Annotated in this window: 15 protein-coding genes; 2 read left to right on the forward strand and 13 right to left on the reverse strand. The window is 71.9% G+C overall.

The window, feature by feature from the left end:
- Positions 1-18: 18 nt before the first annotated feature.
- The 4 genes from OHU74_RS13840 to OHU74_RS13855 form a co-directional block, all read right to left on the reverse strand.
- The gene (locus tag OHU74_RS13840) at positions 19-1,119 is read right to left on the reverse strand and encodes a membrane dipeptidase (RefSeq protein WP_371616176.1); all 1,101 of its coding nucleotides are present in this window, start codon (positions 1,117-1,119) and stop codon (positions 19-21) included.
- A 189-nt stretch (positions 1,120-1,308) separates the two neighbouring features.
- Positions 1,309-2,487, reverse strand: coding sequence for a dipeptidase (locus tag OHU74_RS13845; protein ID WP_371619673.1), 1,179 nt, complete (start codon positions 2,485-2,487; stop codon positions 1,309-1,311).
- A 14-nt stretch (positions 2,488-2,501) separates the two neighbouring features.
- Positions 2,502-3,038 carry a 5-(carboxyamino)imidazole ribonucleotide mutase gene (gene purE / locus OHU74_RS13850; protein ID WP_371616177.1) on the reverse strand — a complete coding sequence of 179 codons (537 nt, stop codon included), beginning with the start codon at positions 3,036-3,038 and terminating at the stop codon, positions 2,502-2,504.
- A complete protein-coding gene (locus OHU74_RS13855; RefSeq protein WP_371619674.1) occupies positions 3,035-4,153 on the reverse strand; it encodes a 5-(carboxyamino)imidazole ribonucleotide synthase in 1,119 nt (372 codons plus the stop codon). Before OHU74_RS13855 ends, purE begins: the two co-directional genes overlap by 4 nt.
- A gap of 218 nt (positions 4,154-4,371) precedes the next feature.
- On the opposite strand from OHU74_RS13855, the gene OHU74_RS13860 reads away from it, so the two are divergent.
- A complete protein-coding gene (locus tag OHU74_RS13860) occupies positions 4,372-4,914 on the forward strand; it encodes a GtrA family protein (RefSeq protein ID WP_371616178.1) in 543 nt (180 codons plus the stop codon).
- 22 nt (positions 4,915-4,936) lie between these two features.
- On the opposite strand, the gene OHU74_RS13865 is transcribed toward OHU74_RS13860, so the two are convergent.
- Together OHU74_RS13865 and OHU74_RS13870 are read right to left on the reverse strand one after the other, a co-directional pair.
- On the reverse strand, positions 4,937-6,205 hold the full coding sequence (locus OHU74_RS13865; protein WP_371616179.1) for an ATP-binding protein: 1,269 nt from the start codon (positions 6,203-6,205) through the stop codon (positions 4,937-4,939).
- Positions 6,206-6,243: 38 nt separating this feature from the next.
- The gene (locus tag OHU74_RS13870) at positions 6,244-6,921 is read right to left on the reverse strand and encodes a response regulator transcription factor (RefSeq protein ID WP_215035026.1); all 678 of its coding nucleotides are present in this window, start codon (positions 6,919-6,921) and stop codon (positions 6,244-6,246) included.
- Between the two features lie 487 nt (positions 6,922-7,408).
- Here OHU74_RS13870 and OHU74_RS13875 point away from each other — a divergent pair, with 487 nt between their 5' ends.
- A complete protein-coding gene (locus OHU74_RS13875) occupies positions 7,409-8,926 on the forward strand; it encodes a peptide MFS transporter (protein WP_371616180.1) in 1,518 nt (505 codons plus the stop codon).
- A gap of 88 nt (positions 8,927-9,014) precedes the next feature.
- Here OHU74_RS13875 and OHU74_RS13880 read toward each other — a convergent pair whose 3' ends face one another.
- The 7 genes from OHU74_RS13880 to OHU74_RS13910 all read right to left on the reverse strand — a co-directional run bounded on the left by OHU74_RS13880 (position 9,015) and on the right by OHU74_RS13910 (position 17,271).
- Positions 9,015-10,292 carry a hypothetical protein gene (locus OHU74_RS13880; RefSeq protein ID WP_371616181.1) on the reverse strand — a complete coding sequence of 426 codons (1,278 nt, stop codon included), beginning with the start codon at positions 10,290-10,292 and terminating at the stop codon, positions 9,015-9,017.
- Positions 10,289-11,473 carry a neocarzinostatin apoprotein domain-containing protein gene (locus OHU74_RS13885; protein WP_371616182.1) on the reverse strand — a complete coding sequence of 395 codons (1,185 nt, stop codon included), beginning with the start codon at positions 11,471-11,473 and terminating at the stop codon, positions 10,289-10,291. Before OHU74_RS13885 ends, OHU74_RS13880 begins: the two co-directional genes overlap by 4 nt.
- Complete coding sequence (locus tag OHU74_RS13890; RefSeq protein WP_371616183.1) at positions 11,470-12,528, reverse strand: hypothetical protein; 1,059 nt, start codon at positions 12,526-12,528, stop codon at positions 11,470-11,472. Before OHU74_RS13890 ends, OHU74_RS13885 begins: the two co-directional genes overlap by 4 nt.
- Before the next feature lie 17 nt (positions 12,529-12,545).
- Positions 12,546-13,226 carry an LPXTG cell wall anchor domain-containing protein gene (locus OHU74_RS13895; RefSeq protein WP_371616184.1) on the reverse strand — a complete coding sequence of 227 codons (681 nt, stop codon included), beginning with the start codon at positions 13,224-13,226 and terminating at the stop codon, positions 12,546-12,548.
- 154 nt (positions 13,227-13,380) lie between these two features.
- Positions 13,381-14,562 carry an imidazolonepropionase gene (gene hutI, locus OHU74_RS13900; protein WP_371616185.1) on the reverse strand — a complete coding sequence of 394 codons (1,182 nt, stop codon included), beginning with the start codon at positions 14,560-14,562 and terminating at the stop codon, positions 13,381-13,383.
- Between the two features lie 187 nt (positions 14,563-14,749).
- On the reverse strand, positions 14,750-16,090 hold the full coding sequence (locus tag OHU74_RS13905) for a formimidoylglutamate deiminase (protein ID WP_371616186.1): 1,341 nt from the start codon (positions 16,088-16,090) through the stop codon (positions 14,750-14,752).
- Complete coding sequence (locus OHU74_RS13910) at positions 16,081-17,271, reverse strand: allantoate amidohydrolase (RefSeq protein WP_371619675.1); 1,191 nt, start codon at positions 17,269-17,271, stop codon at positions 16,081-16,083. The genes OHU74_RS13905 and OHU74_RS13910 overlap by 10 nt, the downstream gene beginning before the upstream one ends.
- Between the last annotated feature and the right edge of the window lie 8 nt (positions 17,272-17,279).

A 17,279-nucleotide genomic window follows, 5' to 3' on the forward strand; every position in this document is an offset into this window, starting at 1 on the left:
GCATCAGGTGGTACCGCATCACGAGCATGTTCTACGGTGCTGCGCGGCGCGGGCGGTGAACTCCGCGTCGCGCACCACCCGCTGGGCATTGCCCCAGGTCAGCAGCGCCAGATCGGTCTCGGGCCAGCCCCGCTCCAGCAGTTCCGCGATCAGCCGCGGATAGCCCGAGGGATCGGTCAGGCCCATCGGCCGCGGGATGCCCGGCTCGGCGCCGAAGCCGGCGCCCAGGCCCACGCAGTGCGGGCCCGCGACGGCCCGTACGTGATCGACGTGGTCCGCCACCGCGTGCAGGGAGTCCCCGGTGAGCGCGGTGTCGAAGGTGACCATCGCCAGACCGTTCGCCGCGCGCAGCGCGAGCAGTACCTCGTCCGTCACGTTGTCCGGGTGCGGATTGAGCGCGGCCGCCGCCGTGTGCGAAATGATCACCGGCGATTTGGAGGCCGCGGCGAGCTGGCAGGCCGCCGCGGGCGGGCAGCCCGTGAGGTCCAGCAGCATCGCCAGCCGGTTCGTCTCCTTGACCACCTCGTGGCCGAAGGCCGTCAGCCCCTCCACGGCCCACGACGCTCCGGCCGGCGCGAGGATCCGTACGCCCAGTGCGTGGAAGGCGCGCAGCGCGCCGAGCGAGTCGCTCAGCGTACGGCCGGTCACCGGGCCCAGGAACGAGGCGATGCGGCCGCGGTTGCGGGCATCGGCCAGGTCGTCGGCGTTCAGCGCGAGGCAGAGGCTGTCGGGGTAGCGGCGCATCAGGGCGAGCGCCACGTCGATCTGTTCGAGGGTGTCGGACACCACCTGGTCGGGGGCCTGCGTCCCGCGCGGCGCGCGCTCCTTGCCCGGCGGCACGAGCAGCGACCAGAACTGGGCGCCCACTCCCCCGGCGCGCAGCCGCGGGATGTCGGTGTCCACACCCGTGTCGGGGGTGTCGATGTCGTGGTACGGGCTCTGGCGCAAGGTCCAGACGAGGGTGTTGCACCCGTCCGCGACGGGATGGACGGACAACAGCGCGGCAGCCCGTTCCAGGGCGCTCGGCATGAGGGAGGCGGGGGTGTCCTCGGCTCCGAGGGAGCCCGGGCCCACGGGGGTCACCGGGCTCGCGTGCGGTTCATCCTGCAGGTCGGCCATGGCAGTCGCTCCGGTCTCGGCGGCTGTGCTTGTACGGGAAGCAGCGGGGAGAGAAGCAGGGAGATGGTGCCACCGTGACACGTGGGACGCCGCGGGCGCCCGACGGATGTGGCGTTCGGGTGTAACCGGCAGGTCACACCAGCTCGCCGCATCCGCCGGACGGGCCCGGCGCGGGGTTGCCGCGGGGGGCTACGGAGCCGTGAGCACCGCGTTGGACGGCCCGCGGGAGGCCGATTCCTCGCGCGCCACCGCTTCGGCGTCGCGCAGGACCCGTACCGCGTTCGACCAGGTCAGCTTGGCCAGGTCGGCCTTGGACCAGCCGCGGGTCAGCAGCTCGGCGATCAGGTTCGGGTACCCGGCCACGTCATCGAGCCCGGACGGGGTGAAGGCGGTGCCGTCGAAGTCCCCGCCGATGCCGACGTGGTCGACCCCGGCCACCTCGCGCATGTGGTCCAGGTGGTCGGCGACCGTGGCGGCCGTGGCCACCGGGCGCGGGCGCGCCTCCTCGAAGGCCCGGTGCAGGACCATCGCCTCGGGGGTGGTGTCGAGGGCGTGGAACCCGTGCGCGCGCAGGTTCTCGTCGGCCGCCAGGGTCCACTCGACGGCCGCCGGCAGGATGAACTTCGGCACGAAGGTGGCCATCGCGACCCCGCCGTTGGCCGGCAGCAGCGCCAGCACGTCGTCGGGGACGTTGCGCACGTGGTCGCAGACCGCGCGGGCCGAGGAGTGCGAGAACACCACGGGCGCCACCGAGACCTCGAGGGCGTCGCGCATCGTCGTCGCGGCGACGTGCGAGAGGTCGACGAGCATGCCCACGCGGTTCATCTCGCGGACGACCTCGCGGCCGAACCCGCTCAGACCGCCGTGCCGGGGCTCGTCGGTCGCCGAATCCGCCCAGTCGATGGTGTCGTTGTGCGTCAGCGTCATGTACCGCACGCCGAGCCGGTGCAGCGCGCGCAGGGTGGCGAGCGAGTTGTTGATGGAGTGCCCGCCCTCGGCGCCCATCAGCGAAGCGATCCGGCCCTGCGCTCGGGCCGCCTCCATGTCGTCGGCCGTCAGCGCCCGCACCAGATCGCGCGGGTAGCGCGCGATCAGCTGGTCGACGACGTCGATCTGCTCCAGGGTGGCGCTGACCGCCTCGTCGCCCGCGTAGTCGGAGCGCACGTAGACCGACCAGAACTGCGCGCCGACCCCGCCGGCCCGCAGCCGGGGGATGTCGGTGTGCAGGAACGCGGACTGGTCGGCGGCGATGTCCCGCCGGTCCAGGTCGTAGCGGACCTGGTTGCGCAGCGCCCACGGCAGGTCGTTGTGCCCGTCGACCACCGGGTACTCGCTGAGCAGCTCGCGCGCCTGCGCCAGGCGGTCCATCCCGTTGGCCGCGCTCACCTTCCGAACCCGAAAGACTCCTGGCCCGCGATCTTCGTACGCAGCCGCTTGCCCTTCTCGGTGGCCTGGTCGTTCAGCTCCTGCAGGAAGTCGGTCATCCGGCCCAGCAGCTCCGGATCGTGCGCGGCCAGCATCCGTACGGCGAGCAGCCCGGCGTTGCGGGCACCGGCGATCGAGACGGTGGCGACGGGAACCCCGGCGGGCATCTGGACGATCGACATGAGCGAGTCCATGCCGTCGAGGTACTTCAGCGGGACGGGCACGCCGATGACCGGCAGCGGGGTGACGGAGGCGAGCATGCCGGGCAGGTGGGCGGCGCCGCCCGCACCCGCGATGATCGCCTTCAGACCGCGCCCGGCGGCCTGCTCCCCGTACGCGATCATCTCGCGCGGCATCCGGTGGGCGGAGACCACGTCCACCTCGTAGGGGATCTCGAACTCGTCGAGGGCCTTGGCGGCGGCCTCCATGACGGGCCAGTCGGAGTCCGACCCCATGACGATGCCGATGACGGGAGCTGCTGCGGAGGTGCTCATTCGGTGATGGATCCTCTGAGATAGCCGGCTGCGTGACGTGCGCGCTCCAGCACATCGTCAAGGTCGTCGCCGTAGGTGTTGACGTGGCCGACCTTGCGGCCGTGTTTCACGTCCTTGCCGTACATGTGGATCTTCAGCTGGGGATCGTGCGCCATGCAGTGCAGGTACGCCGCGTACATGTCGGGGTAGTCCCCGCCCAGCACGTTCGCCATGACCGTCCAGCGGGCCCGGGGGCGCGGGTCGCCCAGGGGGAGGTCCAGGACGGCGCGGACGTGGTTGGCGAACTGGGAGGTGATGGCACCGTCCTGGGTCCAGTGGCCGCTGTTGTGCGGGCGCATGGCCAGTTCGTTGACCAGGATGCGGCCGTCGGTGGTCTCGAAGAGCTCCACGGCCAGGTGGCCGGTGACCCCGAGTTCCTTGGCGATGCGCAGGGCCAGGGCCTGGGCCTCGCCGGCCAGCTCCTTGGAGAGGTTCGGGGCGGGGGCGATCACCGTGTCGCAGACCCCGTCCACCTGGACGGACTCCACGACCGGGTAGGCCACCGCCTGGCCGTGCGGGGAGCGGACGATGTTGGCCGCGAGCTCGCGGACGTAGTCCACCTTCTCCTCGGCCAGGACCGGGACGCCCGCCTTGAACGGGGCCTCGGCGTCTTCCTGCGTGCGGACGAACCACACGCCCTTGCCGTCGTACCCGCCGCGCACCGTCTTGAGGATGACGGGGAAACCGCCGACCTCCTGGGCGAAGGCCGCCGCGTCCGCCGGATCGCTCACGATCCGGTGGCGGGGGCTGGGCGCGCCGATCTCGTCGAGCTTGGCGCGCATCACCCCCTTGTCGGCGGCGTGCACCAATGCGTCGGGCCCCGGCCGGACGGGGATGCCGTCCGATTCCAGGGCCCGCAGGTGCTCGATGGGTACGTGTTCGTGGTCGAAAGTGATCACGTCACAGCCGCGCGCGAAGGCGCGCAACGTCTCCAGGTCGCGATAGTCGCCGATGACGACATCGCTCACGACCTGGGCCGCCGAGTCCTGTGGGGTGTCACTGAGGATCTTGAATCTGATGCCGAGGGGGATACCCGCCTCGTGGGTCATGCGGGCGAGCTGTCCGCCGCCGACCATACCGACTACCGGGAACGTCACTCCTCCAGAGTATCCGGCGGTATTCCGCCATATGGACGGGACCCCGGCCGGTACACGCCGGTGGGCGGGGCGGGTGTGCCGTGTGTCGCACGGCGTCCGAAGGCGCAGACGTACCGGTGGGGCGAGACTTAGCATGGGGGCCGTCGAGAAAGCTTGATGCCTCATACGGGGGCCGAGGGACAGGACTGAAGCCTCATATGAGCAAGCCGGAAAGCAGTTCCGTCCTCGACCGCGTGCGCTCGCTCGTACGCGAGGTCGCCCGGTTCGGGGCTGTCGGCGGGCTCGGCGTCCTGGTCAACCTGGGTGTCTTCAACCTGATCCGCAGCCTCACCGACCTCCAGGTGGTGCGCGCGAGCGTGATAGCCACACTGGTGGCCATCGGCACGAACTACCTGGGCTTCCGCTACTTCGCCTACCGGGACCGTGCCGAGCGCACCGGGTCCGGGCGCACCCGGGAGCTGGGCCTGTTCGTCGCGTTCAGCGCGATCGGCCTGGTCATAGAGAACGGCATCCTGTTCGCGGCCACCTACGGCTTCCACTGGGACGGGCCGCTGGCCTCGAACTTCTTCAAGTTCGCGGGCATCGGCCTCGGCACCGTGTTCCGTTTCTGGTCCTACCGAACCTGGGTCTTCAAGGCCCTGCCCGCGGCGGCGCCGGTCTCGCTGGTCGTCGAGCAGCGGGACGGGCAGGCCGAGGTGGCCGAGGTCCCGGCGCGGACGCCGGAGACCGCCGCGAATTGAAAGTCCCGGCCGGACCGTCTGCTCAGCGGACCGTCTGCGGCGGTTCGATGGTGCGTTCCGGCGCGGTCTGGCTGAGGAACAGGGCGAACACCGGCGGCTGGGTCTGGAGCAGTTCCAGGCGTCCGCCGTCCGCCTCCGCGAGGTCCCGGGCCACGGCGAGGCCGATCCCGGTGGAGTTGCGGCCGCTGATGGCCCGCTCGAAGATCCGGTTGCCGAGGTCCGGCGGGACCCCCGGTCCCTCGTCCGTGACCTCCAGGACCGCCTGGTTGCCGATCACGCGGGTCCGCAGGGCCACGGTGCCGCCTCCGTGCATGAGGGAGTTCTCGACCAGGGTCGCCAGGACCTGCGAGACCGCGCCCGGGGTGCCCACGGCCCGCATGCCGGTCTTCCCGGAGCGCACGATGGCCCGTCCGGCGCTGCGGTAGGCCGGGCGCCACTCCTCCACCTGCTGTTTGACGACCTCGTCGAGGTCGAAGGGGACGGCGGAGCCGGTGCGGGGGTCCCTGGAGTTGGTCAGCAGCCGCTCCACCACGTCCGTGAGCCGCTCCACCTGGGTGAGGGCGATGGTCGCCTCTTCCCGCACGGTCTCCAGGTCGTCGGTGACCGTGATCTCCTCCAGCCGCATCGACAGGGCCGTCAGCGGGGTCCTCAGCTGGTGCGAGGCGTCCGCGGCGAGGCGCCGCTCGGCGGTCAGCATCCGCCCGATCCGCTCGGCGCTGGAGTCCAGTACGTCCGCGACCCGGTCCAGCTCGGGGACCCCGTACCGCTTGTGCCGGGGGCGTGGGTCGCCCGATCCGAGGCGCTCGGCCGTCTCGGCGAGGTCGGTGAGGGGGGAGGCCAGCCGGTTGGCCTGGCGTACGGCGAGCAGGACGGCCGCCACGACGGCGAGCAGGGCCACCGCGCCCACCACGGCCAGGGTCCGCCCGACCTCCTTGGTGACCGTGGAGCGGGACTCCTCCACGACGACGACCTCGCCCTGGTCCCCGCGGGCGGTGCCCCGGATGACGCTGTCGACGGGGCGCTGTCCGACCTCGACGACCGGCTGGCCCGGGATCGTGATCCGGGCGTACCGGCCGGCGTCGAGCTGCGTGGCGAGCGCGTCGGCGTCGACGGGCTTCTTCTCCAGGACGTCGCTGCCGACCATGCCGACCATCCGCAGCGCCTCGGATTCGATGCGGTCCTGGGCGCTGCTGGTGATGGTCCGGGTCTCCACGATGACGAGGGAGATGCCGAAGACGGCGATGACGACGAGCACCACGGCGAGCGTGGAGTTGATCAGGCGGCGGCGCATGCCGAAGAGCATGCCCTAACCCGGGGGTGGGAAGCGGCTCAGCTCTTCTCGAAGCGGAAGCCGACCCCCCGGACGGTGGCGATGTAGCGGGGGTTCGCCGCGTCGTCGCCGAGCTTCTTGCGCAGCCAGGAGATGTGCATGTCGAGGGTCTTGGTGGAGGACCACCAGGTGGTGTCCCAGACCTCGCGCATCAGCTGGTCGCGGGTGACGACCCGGCCGGCGTCGCGGACCAGGACCCGCAGCAGGTCGAACTCCTTGGCCGTGAGCTGGAGCTCCTCCTCCCCCATCCACGCGCGGTGCGATTCGACGTCGATCCGCACCCCGTGGGTGGCGGGGGGCTGGGAGGCCTCGTTGGCGCCGCGCCGCAGCAGGGCCCGGACCCGGGCGAGCAGCTCGGCGAGGCGGAAGGGCTTGGTCACGTAGTCGTCGGCGCCGGCGTCGAGGCCGACGACCGTGTCGACCTCGTCGGCGCGGGCGGTCAGGACCAGGATGGGGAAGCCGTGGCCCTCGGCGCGCAGCCGGCGGGCGACCTCCAGGCCGTCCATGCCCGGCAGGCCGAGATCGAGGACGACGAGATCGACGCCGCCCTGGAGTCCCGCGTCCAGGGCGGTGGGGCCGTCCTCCCGGACCTCGACCTCGTAGCCTTCCCGGCGCAGGGCGCGGGCCAGGGGTTCCGAGATGGATGCGTCGTCCTCGGCGAGCAGTACACGCGTCATGTGGGTGATGGTAGTCCGCGGCGGGGGAAAGCAGGGGCCCGCCCGAACACCCCTGCCGATCTGGCCTTATCTGCTACTAAGCGCCTTCGAATGTACCCAGTTGGTTCCGCGATAACCTGTGATCCATATCTCAAGTGCTTTCATATGCGGCGGTGTCGTGTCGTATGGTGTCGAGACGCCTGATGCACTACCTCAGAGGCTTTCCGCACCAAAAACCAGCGGAAAGCACCTCTTTCTGTCCTGATCGGACGGGCACCGTATGTCGGACCGCCCGTTCCGGGCCTGATGACAGTGAATGACCTATGGGCCGGGCCTCTCCTGCGAAGAAGCACGAGGGGCGTGGATCCCGGTTACGGATGTTCCTCCGCTCCGCAATGGAGCGAGACCCCAGGGCGTGGGGTGGGACACCCGCTGCCGGTACCGGCCACCCTCCCCGGGCGCCGTTGAGCTCACGAAGCCGCGCGTCCCGAGCAAGCAAGGATCGACCATGGCTTCCAGCCTGACGAAGGACTCGGCGGACCCGTCCACCGAGAAGACCTTCTTCGGACACCCCCGTGGCCTGGCCACTCTGTTCATGACCGAGATGTGGGAGCGTTTCTCCTACTACGGCATGCGCGCCCTTCTCGTGTACTACCTGGTCTCGGGCGGCGCCGACGCCGCCACGGGCAGCCAGGGCGGCGGCCTTGCGATGACCGCGGCCACGACCACGGCCATCTACTCCGTGTACGTCTCCATGGTCTACCTCATGGCGATGCCGGGCGGCTGGTTCGGTGACCGCGTCTGGGGTGCCCGCAAGACGGTCGCCATCGCCGGTTTCGTGATCATCGCCGGCCACGTGTCGCTGGCCGTGCCCGGTCAGGCGATGTTCTTCGTCGGTCTGATCCTCGTGGCCGCCGGTTCCGGTCTGCTGAAGGCCAACATCTCCACGATGGTCGGCCACCTGTACGACGGCCCGGAGGACCCGCGCCGCGACGGTGGCTTCACGCTCTTCTACATCGGCATCAACCTCGGTGCCTTCGTCGCCCCGCTGGTCGTCGGTACGGTCGGCAAGGAGCACAACTGGCACCTGGGCTTCGCCCTCGCCGCCGTCGGCATGGCCCTGGGTCTGACCCAGTTCCTGCTCGGCACCAAGCACCTGAGCCCGAAGAGCAGCCTGGTCCCGAACCCGCTGTCGCCCGAGGAGCGCAAGGCCGTCCTCACCAAGGTCGCCCTCGCCGTTCTGGGCATCGCGGTCTTCTACGGCGCCGTGGTCGCCCTCGGCGCCTACACGCTGAACTGGGCGCTGGTCCCGCTGACGCTGGCCGGCCTGTTCATCCCGATCGCCGTCCTGACGCGCATCAAGCGCGACAAGGACCTCTCGGGCACCGAGCAGAAGAAGATGACCGCGTACATCTTCTTCTTCATCGCCGCCGCCGTCTTCTGGATGATCTACGACCAGGGTGGCTCCACGCTGTCCCTGTTCGCGGACGACAAGACCGCCGACACCGTCTTCGGCTTCGGCTTCTCGGCCACCTGGTACCAGTCGCTGAACCCGCTGTTCGTGATGGCCCTGGCCCCGGTCTTCGCCTGGCTGTGGCTGTGGCTGGCCCGCAAGAACCAGGAGCCGAACACCATCGTGAAGTTCGCGATGGGTCTGGTCCTGATCGGCGCCTCGTTCTTCGTCTTCATCGTCCCGATGAACATGGCGGGCGGCGACGTCAAGGTCTCCCCGATGTGGCTGGTCTCGATCTACATGATCCAGACCATCGGTGAGCTGTGCGTCTCCCCGGTCGGCCTCTCCGTCACCACGAAGATGGCCCCCCAGAAGTACGCCTCCCAGATGATGGGCGTCTGGTTCCTCGCGGTCACCGCCGGTGACTGCATCACCAGCCTGCTCTCCATCGCCGAGGTGGACCTGAACGGCACCTGGATCATCGGCTTCGAGGCCGCCGCCGCGGTGCTCGCGGGCTTCGCGGTCTACTCGTACCGCAAGCGCGTCCAGTCGCTGATGGGCTCCGTGCACTGACGCACTGACCCAGCGCACCGGTCTTCCACGTGAGCGGCCCGGCACACCGAAAGGTGTGCCGGGCCGTTCTGCGTCGTCCTCGTGCGTATTACCGCTGGCCGCGCAGGCGGCGCCACGGGGTGAAGGTGAACACCGCGGCACCGAGCAGGATCACCGTGCCGGCGACCAGGCCGAGGGCCTTGATGCCGCTGTCCTCGGCTCCGGTCTGGGCGAGGCCGCCCGAGGTGCTGCCCGAGGTCCCGGAGGTTCCCGAGGTCCCGGAGCCGCCCTCCTGGGCCGTGGTGTCCAGGGTGAGCGAAACGGAGCTGCCGCTCGCGGTGCAGGGCACCACGATCGGCGTCGCGCCCGGGGCCATGACCACGTCGATCGTCAGTTTGTCAGGGGTCAGCGTGGTCTTGCCGGTCTTGCCGGGCTTGTAGGTGCCCGTCATGTCGCTGAGGCTGACCGGGCTGCCGGCCTTGACGGGCTCGGCGTTGCCGGGACCCGCGACCTTGACCGTGCCGCTGTCGGCGCCGCCGAGCTTGATGTCCATCGAGGGCTTGAGGGCCCCGGCCGGCAGGTCCGCGGGGCTGTTCATCACGCCCTTGGCGGTCGTGACGGTCAGTGCGAAGCTGCCCCCGCTCTTCTTCGCATTGATCGTCACCTTGCCCTTGAGGGGGCCGTTGGGCATGTAGGCCCCGCAGTCGAAGGAGACGTCGACGGTCTGGCCCGGGAAGTCCGTCTGGCCTCCGCCGCTGGACGAGGGCGTGGGCGAGGGGCTAGTGGGCGGCGGCGAAGTCGGCGGAGCCGAGGTGGGCGGCGGGCTCGTGGGCGGCGCGGAGGTCGGCGGCGGGCTGGTCGGCGGCGTGGTGCCGCCCCCTGCCGTCACGTCCAGTTCGAGGGACGGCTTCGGGCTGTTGCCCGGGGTGCAGGTGGTGGTCGTACCCATCGCCTTGATCGTCAGGACACCGGCCGTGAAGGTGACCTTGCCCGACTTCTTGGGCGTGTAGGTGCCCGAGAGGTCGCTGATCTTGATAGGGGTGTTGGCGGGGATCGGCTCGGCGTTGGCCGGTCCGGAGACCGCCACGGAACCGGTCTCGGCGCCGCCCAGGACGATCTCGGCGCTGGGGGTCATCGCGCCCTTGCCCAGCTCGATGGGGCTGGAGGAGACGCCCTTCTGGAAGGACATCGTCAGCTTGTAGCCGCTGCCCTCCTTGACGCCCTTGATGTCGATCGGCGACACCGCCTCCTTGTCCCCGATGGGCGTCTTGCACTTGTACTGGACGTCGATCACGTCCGCCTGCGCGGGCGTGGCCCCCATGGCGATGCCCGCGCCGCCGAGCAGCAGCGCGACCGCGGCCGCGCTCACCCTCCGTTGGGTCTTCACGCTTGTCCTTTCGTCGTCGAACGGTTCTCAGACGGTGCGGACGTCTGTGGTGCGGTTGGCTGTGGTGCCGGTGTCCCCGGCGCGTCGTCCGGGGTGAACCACGGCAGTACCGCCGTGGTGGTCTCGGGGGGTTCGGCCGCCGGTTCGGGGCGGCTCGGCGCGAGGCCTCGTACGGGGCCGCGCGCGGGTCCCCGTACCGCCGGGATCCGCGGCAGCCGGGCGGTCACGGCGGCGCCCGGGTCGGTGGGGCGCGGGCCGCGGTGGCGGCCGCCGGAGGAGTCGCGGGGGCGGACCCGGTCGACGACGGCCATGCCGATGCGGAAGATCCCGCCCGGGATCACGATCAGCAGCAGGCCCCAGAACAGCAGGACCCCGTACGGGCGGTCCACGCCCCAGGGCTGCGTGGCCAGGACGGTCTCCCCGTACTTGAGGGAGACCGTGTAGTCGCCGTGGGCGCCCGCCGACAGGGAGGTGTTCAGGGAGACTTCCGCCTTGCCGCCGGGCGGGATGGTGCCCTTCCAGCGGACTTCCTCCCACAGGGGTGCGAACACCCCGTGGGCGGTGCCGAGTTGGAAGACCGGGTCCTTGACGGGGGCGGATCCCAGATTGCCGACGGTGACCGTGAACTTGCGGCTGGGCGGGGCTCCGAACCAGGTCAGTACCCCGTCCTCGCCCTTGAGCCGGACCCCGGTGAGCATGGCGAGGCGGGCGGTGCCGCCCTCGGCGGGCAGGTCGGCCACCGGGTGGTCGGTGATCTTCAGCGGGGCGGCGACGGTGGACTGGTCGCCGTTGACCGAGGTCACGTTGACCACGCACGGGCAGGGCTTGGGCGGGGCCGTCACCGGGAGCTGCGCGGAGAAGTGCCCGTCGTCGGCGACCGAGACGGCGACTCCGTCGGCGTTGGCGCAGCTGTTGGTGCCGCCGATCATGTTCTGCCCGCAGACCAGCAGCATCACCATGGTCTTGGGCCGCCAGCCGGTGCCGGTCACGGAGATCTGCGTGCCCTTGGCGACCTCCTTGAGCGAGAGCGCCACGGCGGGCTTGGGCCCGTCGTCCGCGGCGGCACCGGCCGCCGGGAACAGCGTCAGTGCGCACACCGACAGCCCCAACAGCCCTCCGAGCCCCGCCGCGGCCAGGGCCCTGATCCTCCCGCCGTACGTCCCACCGGCCTTGGCTCTCACCTGGGTGCTCCCGTCAACTCGTGTTCCGGTGCTGGGGACTGGTCGGGTACGGCGCTCCCGTGCGGCGCCGCGGCGTCGTCCGCGCCCCGGATCCGCCGCTTGCGTACGAGGAGCAGCGCGGCCGCAGCGGTCCCGCCGAGGCCGAGCAGCCCCGCGCCGGTCCGGCCCGCGATGCCCCAGGGCAGGAACCACGCGGAGGCGCGGCCCGTGGCGCGGGCGCCGCCGGGGGCGGTGACGGTGAGGGTGAGGGCGACCCGGTCGAAGACCGGTGCGCCGGGCCAGGGTTCGCTCAGCTCGACCCGCTGGCCGGGCAGCACCTCGACGGGCAGGGTGTGGGCGCTGCGGCCCGCGACCTTGCCGAAGGTGCCCTCGGCTTCGATGGAGAGCTCGGGTGCGAGTGCCACGTTGCCGCGGTTGACCAGGGTGTAGGCGATGGTGGAGGCCGCGCCCTCGCCCCGTACGGAGACGTCCTCCACGGTGAGCGCGGCCAGCGCCGGGCCGTCGACCCGCAGGTGGACCCGTACGCCCACTTCGTGTCCGGCCTCGGTGGCGACCACGGCGGCCGGGTGGTCGCCGGGCGGTGCGCCGGGCGGCACGGTGACGGCGAAGGGGACCACGGCGCGGGTGTGCGCGGGGACCTTGACCGTGGTGCTCGCGCCGAAGCTGATCCAGGAGCCGGCGCCGGTCGCGGGCCCTTGCGGATCTCCTGCGGCGGCGGGCGCGGCGGGGCGCACGGCGAAGGCGCCGTCCGCCGTGTTGTAGGCGTCGGCCCCGCGCAGAGTGACGGTGTGCTCCTGGTCGCTGGTGTTGGCCAGGCTGAGGCGGTCCTCCAGCACCGTGCCGGAGGCGCCCGCGAGGTAGAAGTAGGGGCGCGCGGCCGGTGCGTTCGCCGCACCGGACGCCTTCGGTGCGACTCCGGTGCCCGCGACGGGTTCGGCGGTCCAGCCGGGCTCGTCGGCGGCGGCCGGGGGCGCCCCCACCACCGCCGCGCCGTGGAGCGCGGCGGCGGCGAGGAGGAGCACGCCGGCCCTTCTCAGGGTGTGGAGCACGGGCATGACCGGGGGTGCTCCGTTCAGGACCGGGCCCGCTGGCCGCGCCGGGTCAGCCAGAGCACGCCGGCGGCGCCGGAGAGCAGGACGGTGGCTCCGAGGGTGCCCAGCGCAATCGCGGAATCCTCGGGGCCGGTCTGCGGGAGGGTGGCCCCGCCGCTGCCGCCGCCGGTGGTGGACGCGGCTTCGCCGCCGGGGGCCGTCACGTCGAGTTCGAGGGAGGGCCCCGGGCTGTTGCCGGGCGTGCAGGTGGTGGTGGTGCCCATCGCCTTGATGGTGAGGACACCGGCGGTGAGCGTGACCTTGCCCGACTTCTTGGGCGTGTAGGTGCCCGAGAGGTCACTGATCTTGATGGGTGTATTGGCCGGCAGGGCCTCGGAGTTGGGCGCGCCGGAGACCGGCACGGACACCTTTTCGGCCCCGCCCACCAGGATCACGGCGCTCGGGCTCATCGCACCCTTGCCGAGTTCCACGGGGCTGGAGGAGACGCCCTTCTGGAAGGACATCGTGAGCTTGTAGCCGTTTCCTTCCTTGACGGCCTTGATGTCGATGGGCGAGACCGCCGACTTCGGGCCGATGGGGGTCTCGCAGTTGTAGTTCACGTCGATCACCGCCGCTTGCGCGGTGGGGGCGGCGAGCAGTACCGCCGTTCCCGCCAGCGCGGAGGCCAGCGCTAGCGCGGTGGAGCGTTTCCGGTCGGACACCTTCGTCTTCCCCTCGAACCATGGCCACAAGTTACTGACGGCACATCAGATTGGTGGCTCAAGGTACGCCGGGGGCCTTACGGAGGGAAGACAAAGGACGGCGCCGGATCAACGGCCCTCAAGCCGCTCCGACGCCGTCCCGATTCAGGCTGTTTCAGGCCAACTTGCGGCCCTTCTGCCAGACCCCGGAGACCAGCGGAACGCCCGGCCGGTACGCGAGGTGGACGTGACTGGGGGCGTCGAGCAGCGCCAGGTCCGCGCGGGCCCCGGGGGTGACGATCCCGATGTCGCCGCGGCGCAGGGCGCGGGCGCCGCCGGCGGTGGCGGACCACAGGGCCTCGTCCGGGGTCATCCCCATGTCGCGGACGGCCAGCGCGATGCAGAACGGCATGGAACTCGTGTAGGAGGAGCCCGGGTTGCAGTCCGTGGACAGCGCGACGGTGGCGCCCGCGCCGAGGAGGCGGCGGGCGTCGGGCCACTGCGCTCGGGTGGAGAACTCGGCGCCCGGCAGCAGGGTGGCGACGGTGGTGGCCGAGGCCTGGCCCAGCGCGTCCACGTCGGCGTCCGTGAGGTGGGTGCAGTGGTCGGCGGAGGCGGCTTCGAGCTCGACGGCGAGCTGGACGCCGGGGCCGTGGGAGAGCTGGTTGGCGTGGATGCGCGGGATGAGCCCGGCGGCCGCGCCGGCGGTCAGGATGGCGCGCGCCTGGTCCCCGTCGAAGGCGCCCTTCTCGCAGAAGACGTCCACCCAACGGGCGTACGGGGCGCAGGCGGTCAGCATCTCGCCGGTGACGAGCTCCACGTAGGCGGCCGGGTCCGCGGCGTAGTCCGGGGAGACGATGTGCGCGCCGAGGTAGGTGACCTCCTCGGTGTGCGCGGCGGCGATCCGCAGCGCGCGGGCCTCGTCGGCGACGGTGAGCCCGTAGCCGGACTTGGTCTCGAAGGTGGTGGTGCCCTGGCGGAGGGCCTCGCCGAGGTGGCGCAGCAGATTGGCTTCGAGCTCGGCGTCGGAGGCGGCGCGGGTGGCGGCGACCGTGGTGCGGATGCCTCCGGCGGAGTAACTGCGTCCGGACATCCGGGCGTTGAACTCGGCGGTGCGGTCGCCCGCGAAGACGAGGTGGGAGTGGGAGTCGACGAAGCCGGGGATGACGGCGCGGCCGGTCGCGTCGTACGCGGTGTCGGCGGCCGGAGCCGCGTCGGCGGGGCCGACCCAGACGATGGTCTCGCCGTCGATGACCACGGCGGCGTCGGCGATGAGGCCGAGGGGGCTGCCGTCGCCGAGGGCGGGGTCGTTGGTGACGAGGCTGCCGATGTTGGTGATGACGGTGGTGGTGGTCATGGGTTCCTCTCAGGACGGTTCGTTCCCCCACCCCGCCCCTTCCCGAAACCGGGGGCTCCGCCCCCGGACCCCCGCGCCTCAAACGCCGGCGGGGCTGGATTTGCCCGGGAACGGGGTCCGGGGCGCGGCCCCGGTTTCGGGAAGGGGCGGGGTGGGGGAAGAGACCCGCCGCAGGCGGCGCGGACGGTCAGGAGCGAAGGGCGGCGATGGACTCGGCCAGGGCCGACGGGACGTCCGGGACCAGGGTGTGGTGGCCGTCGCGGACCACATGGCGGCCGCCGACCACCGTGTGGCGGATGTCGGAGGCGGTCGCGGCGAAGACCGCCGTCTCCGCGCCGAGACGGGGCAGCGGACCCGCCGTTCTGACGGAGTCCAGCGCGATCGTGGTGAAGTCCGCGAGCGCGCCCGCCTCCAGGCGGCCCGCGTCGGACCAGCCGAGCGCGGCGTGGCCATCGGCCGTGGCGGCCGTGAGCAGGGCGTTCGCCGTCCAGTGGCCCCGGGTCCGGCTGCTGAGCCGCTCGTTCAGCTCCATCGCGCGGGCCTCTTCGAGCAGGTCGATCACGGCGTGGCTGTCGCTGCCGAGCGAGAGCGGGCTGCCCGCGCGCTGGAGGCGTACGGCCGGGCCGATGCCGTCGGCGAGGTCGCGTTCGGTGGTGGGGCACATGCAGGTGCCGGTGGTGCTGGAGCCGAGGAGCGCGATGTCGGCGTCGGTGAGGTGCGTGTTGTGCACGCCCGTGGTGCGCGGGCCCAGCACGCCGTGGTCGGCGAGCAGCTGCGTCGGGGTGCGGCCGTGGGCTGCCAGGCAGGCCTCGTTCTCGGCGGTCTGCTCCGAGAGGTGGACGTGCAGCGGGGCCCGGCGCTCCTGGGCCCAGCGGGCCACGGTGGCGAGCTGGGCGGCCGGTACGGCGCGGACCGAGTGGATCGCGGCGCCGATCAGGGCGTGTTCGCGGGGCTTGAGGGCGCTGACCCGCTGGGCCCAGGCGTCCGCCGTCCCGTCGGAGAAGCGGAGCTGGTGGGGGTCGGGGGCCTGTCCGAAGCCCGCCGAGAGGTAGGCGGTGTCCAGGAGCGTGATGCGGATGCCGGCCTCGGCGGCGGCATCGATCAGCGCCTCGCCCATGGCGTTGGGGTCGGCGTAGGGGGTTCCGCCGGGGGCGTGGTGGACGTAGTGGAACTCGCCGACGGCCGTGATCCCGGCCAGCGCCATCTCCGCGTAGACGGCGCGGGCCAGCGCGAAGTAGCGGTCGGGGGTGAGGTTCTGGGCGACCTGGTACATGAACTCGCGCCAGGTCCAGAAGGTGCCCGAGCCCACCTGGACCAGGGAGCGCAGGGCGCGGTGGAAGGCGTGGCTGTGCGCGTTGGCAAGGCCCGGGACCGTCAGTCCGCGCAGCACCTCCGCGCCCGGGGGCGGGGCCTCGGCCCCGGTCCTCAGGGCGCCGATCCGACCGTCGTTCTCCACGTCCAGGGCGACGCCCGGCTCGACATGGGTGCCGAGCCAGGCGTGCTCCAGCCAGTACGTCTTCAGCGGCACGCGAGGCCTTCCAGTACGTCGGCGAGGGCGAGGACTCCTGCCACGCAGTCGTCCTCGGCGGCGAACTCCCGCGGGGAGTGGGAGACGCCGGTGGGGTTGCGCACGAACAGCATGGCCGTCGGGACGGCCGCGGAGAGGATTCCCGCGTCGTGTCCGGCGCCGGTGCCCAGGACCGGGACGGCACCGCCCAGGATCCGGTTCATCTCGTCGCGCAGGGCGTGCTCGAACTCGACGACCGGGGTGAAGGACTCCCGGACGATGTCCAGGTCGATCCCGTCCCGGTCGGCGCTCTCGCGGGCGGCCTTCTCGATGGCGGTCACGACCGTGTCGAGGGTGGCCTGGTCGGCGGCGCGGGAGTCGAGCCAGCCGCGCACCAGCGAGGGGATGGCGTTGACCCCGTTGGGCTCGACGGAGATCTTCCCGAAGGTGGCCACGGCCCCGGCGAGGGCCGCCTCGGCGCGGGCCGCGAGCACGGTCTGCGCGTAGGTGATCATCGGGTCGCGGCGGTCCACCAGGCGGGTGGTGCCCGCGTGGTTGGCCTCGCCGTGGAAGTCGAAGCGCCAGCGGCCGTGCGGCCAGATCGCGGAGGCGATGCCGACCCGGTCCGCGGAGAGGTCGAGGGCGCGGCCCTGTTCCACGTGCAGTTCGACGAAGGCGCCGATGCGGGCGAGGCGTTCGGGGTCGGCCCCGATGGCGGCGGGGTCGTACCCGGCGGCCTCCATGGCCTCGGGCAGCCGGATGCCGTCCGCGTCGCGAAGCTCGTACGCCTTCTCCTTGGTCAGCTGCCCGGCGGCCAGCCGGGAGCCGACGCAGGCCAGCCCGAAGCGGGCCCCTTCCTCGTCGCCGAAGTTGGTGATGGCCAAAGGCCTGGAGAACTCCACTCCCCTCCCGCGGAGTTCGTCCAGGGCCGCGAAGGAGGACACCACCCCGAGGGGGCCGTCGAAGGCCCCGCCGTCGGGGACGGAGTCCAGGTGGGAGCCGGTGACGACGGCGTCACCGGCGAGCGGGTCGCCGAGCCAGGCCCACTGGTTGCCGTTGCGGTCGACCTCGTACGCGAGCCCGCGCGATTCCGCTTGCGCGCGGAACCAGGTGCGGCAGTCGGCGTCGGCGCCGGTCCAGGCGTAGCGGCGGTACCCGCCGCTGCCCTGGTCCCGGCCGATGGGCCGGAGCTCGGCCCACATCTGGTGGA

Origin of the sequence: Streptomyces sp. NBC_00454 (assembly GCF_041434015.1) — a bacterium.
In the GTDB taxonomy this organism is placed as follows: Bacteria; Actinomycetota; Actinomycetes; order Streptomycetales; family Streptomycetaceae; genus Streptomyces.

Coding starts and splice junctions, on each gene's coding strand:
- OHU74_RS13840 (WP_371616176.1), bottom strand. CDS start 1,119: ATGGCCGACCTGCAGGATGAACCGCACGCGAGCCCGGTGACCCCCGTG.
- OHU74_RS13845 (WP_371619673.1), bottom strand. CDS start 2,487: ATGGACCGCCTGGCGCAGGCGCGCGAGCTGCTCAGCGAGTACCCGGTG.
- purE (WP_371616177.1), bottom strand. CDS start 3,038: ATGAGCACCTCCGCAGCAGCTCCCGTCATCGGCATCGTCATGGGGTCG.
- OHU74_RS13855 (WP_371619674.1), bottom strand. CDS start 4,153: ATGGTCGGCGGCGGACAGCTCGCCCGCATGACCCACGAGGCGGGTATC.
- OHU74_RS13860 (WP_371616178.1), top strand. CDS start 4,372: ATGAGCAAGCCGGAAAGCAGTTCCGTCCTCGACCGCGTGCGCTCGCTC.
- OHU74_RS13865 (WP_371616179.1), bottom strand. CDS start 6,205: ATGCGCCGCCGCCTGATCAACTCCACGCTCGCCGTGGTGCTCGTCGTC.
- OHU74_RS13870 (WP_215035026.1), bottom strand. CDS start 6,921: ATGACGCGTGTACTGCTCGCCGAGGACGACGCATCCATCTCGGAACCC.
- OHU74_RS13875 (WP_371616180.1), top strand. CDS start 7,409: ATGGCTTCCAGCCTGACGAAGGACTCGGCGGACCCGTCCACCGAGAAG.
- OHU74_RS13890 (WP_371616183.1), bottom strand. CDS start 12,528: ATGCCCGTGCTCCACACCCTGAGAAGGGCCGGCGTGCTCCTCCTCGCC.
- hutI (WP_371616185.1), bottom strand. CDS start 14,562: ATGACCACCACCACCGTCATCACCAACATCGGCAGCCTCGTCACCAAC.
- OHU74_RS13910 (WP_371619675.1), bottom strand. CDS start 17,271: ATGTGGGCCGAGCTCCGGCCCATCGGCCGGGACCAGGGCAGCGGCGGG.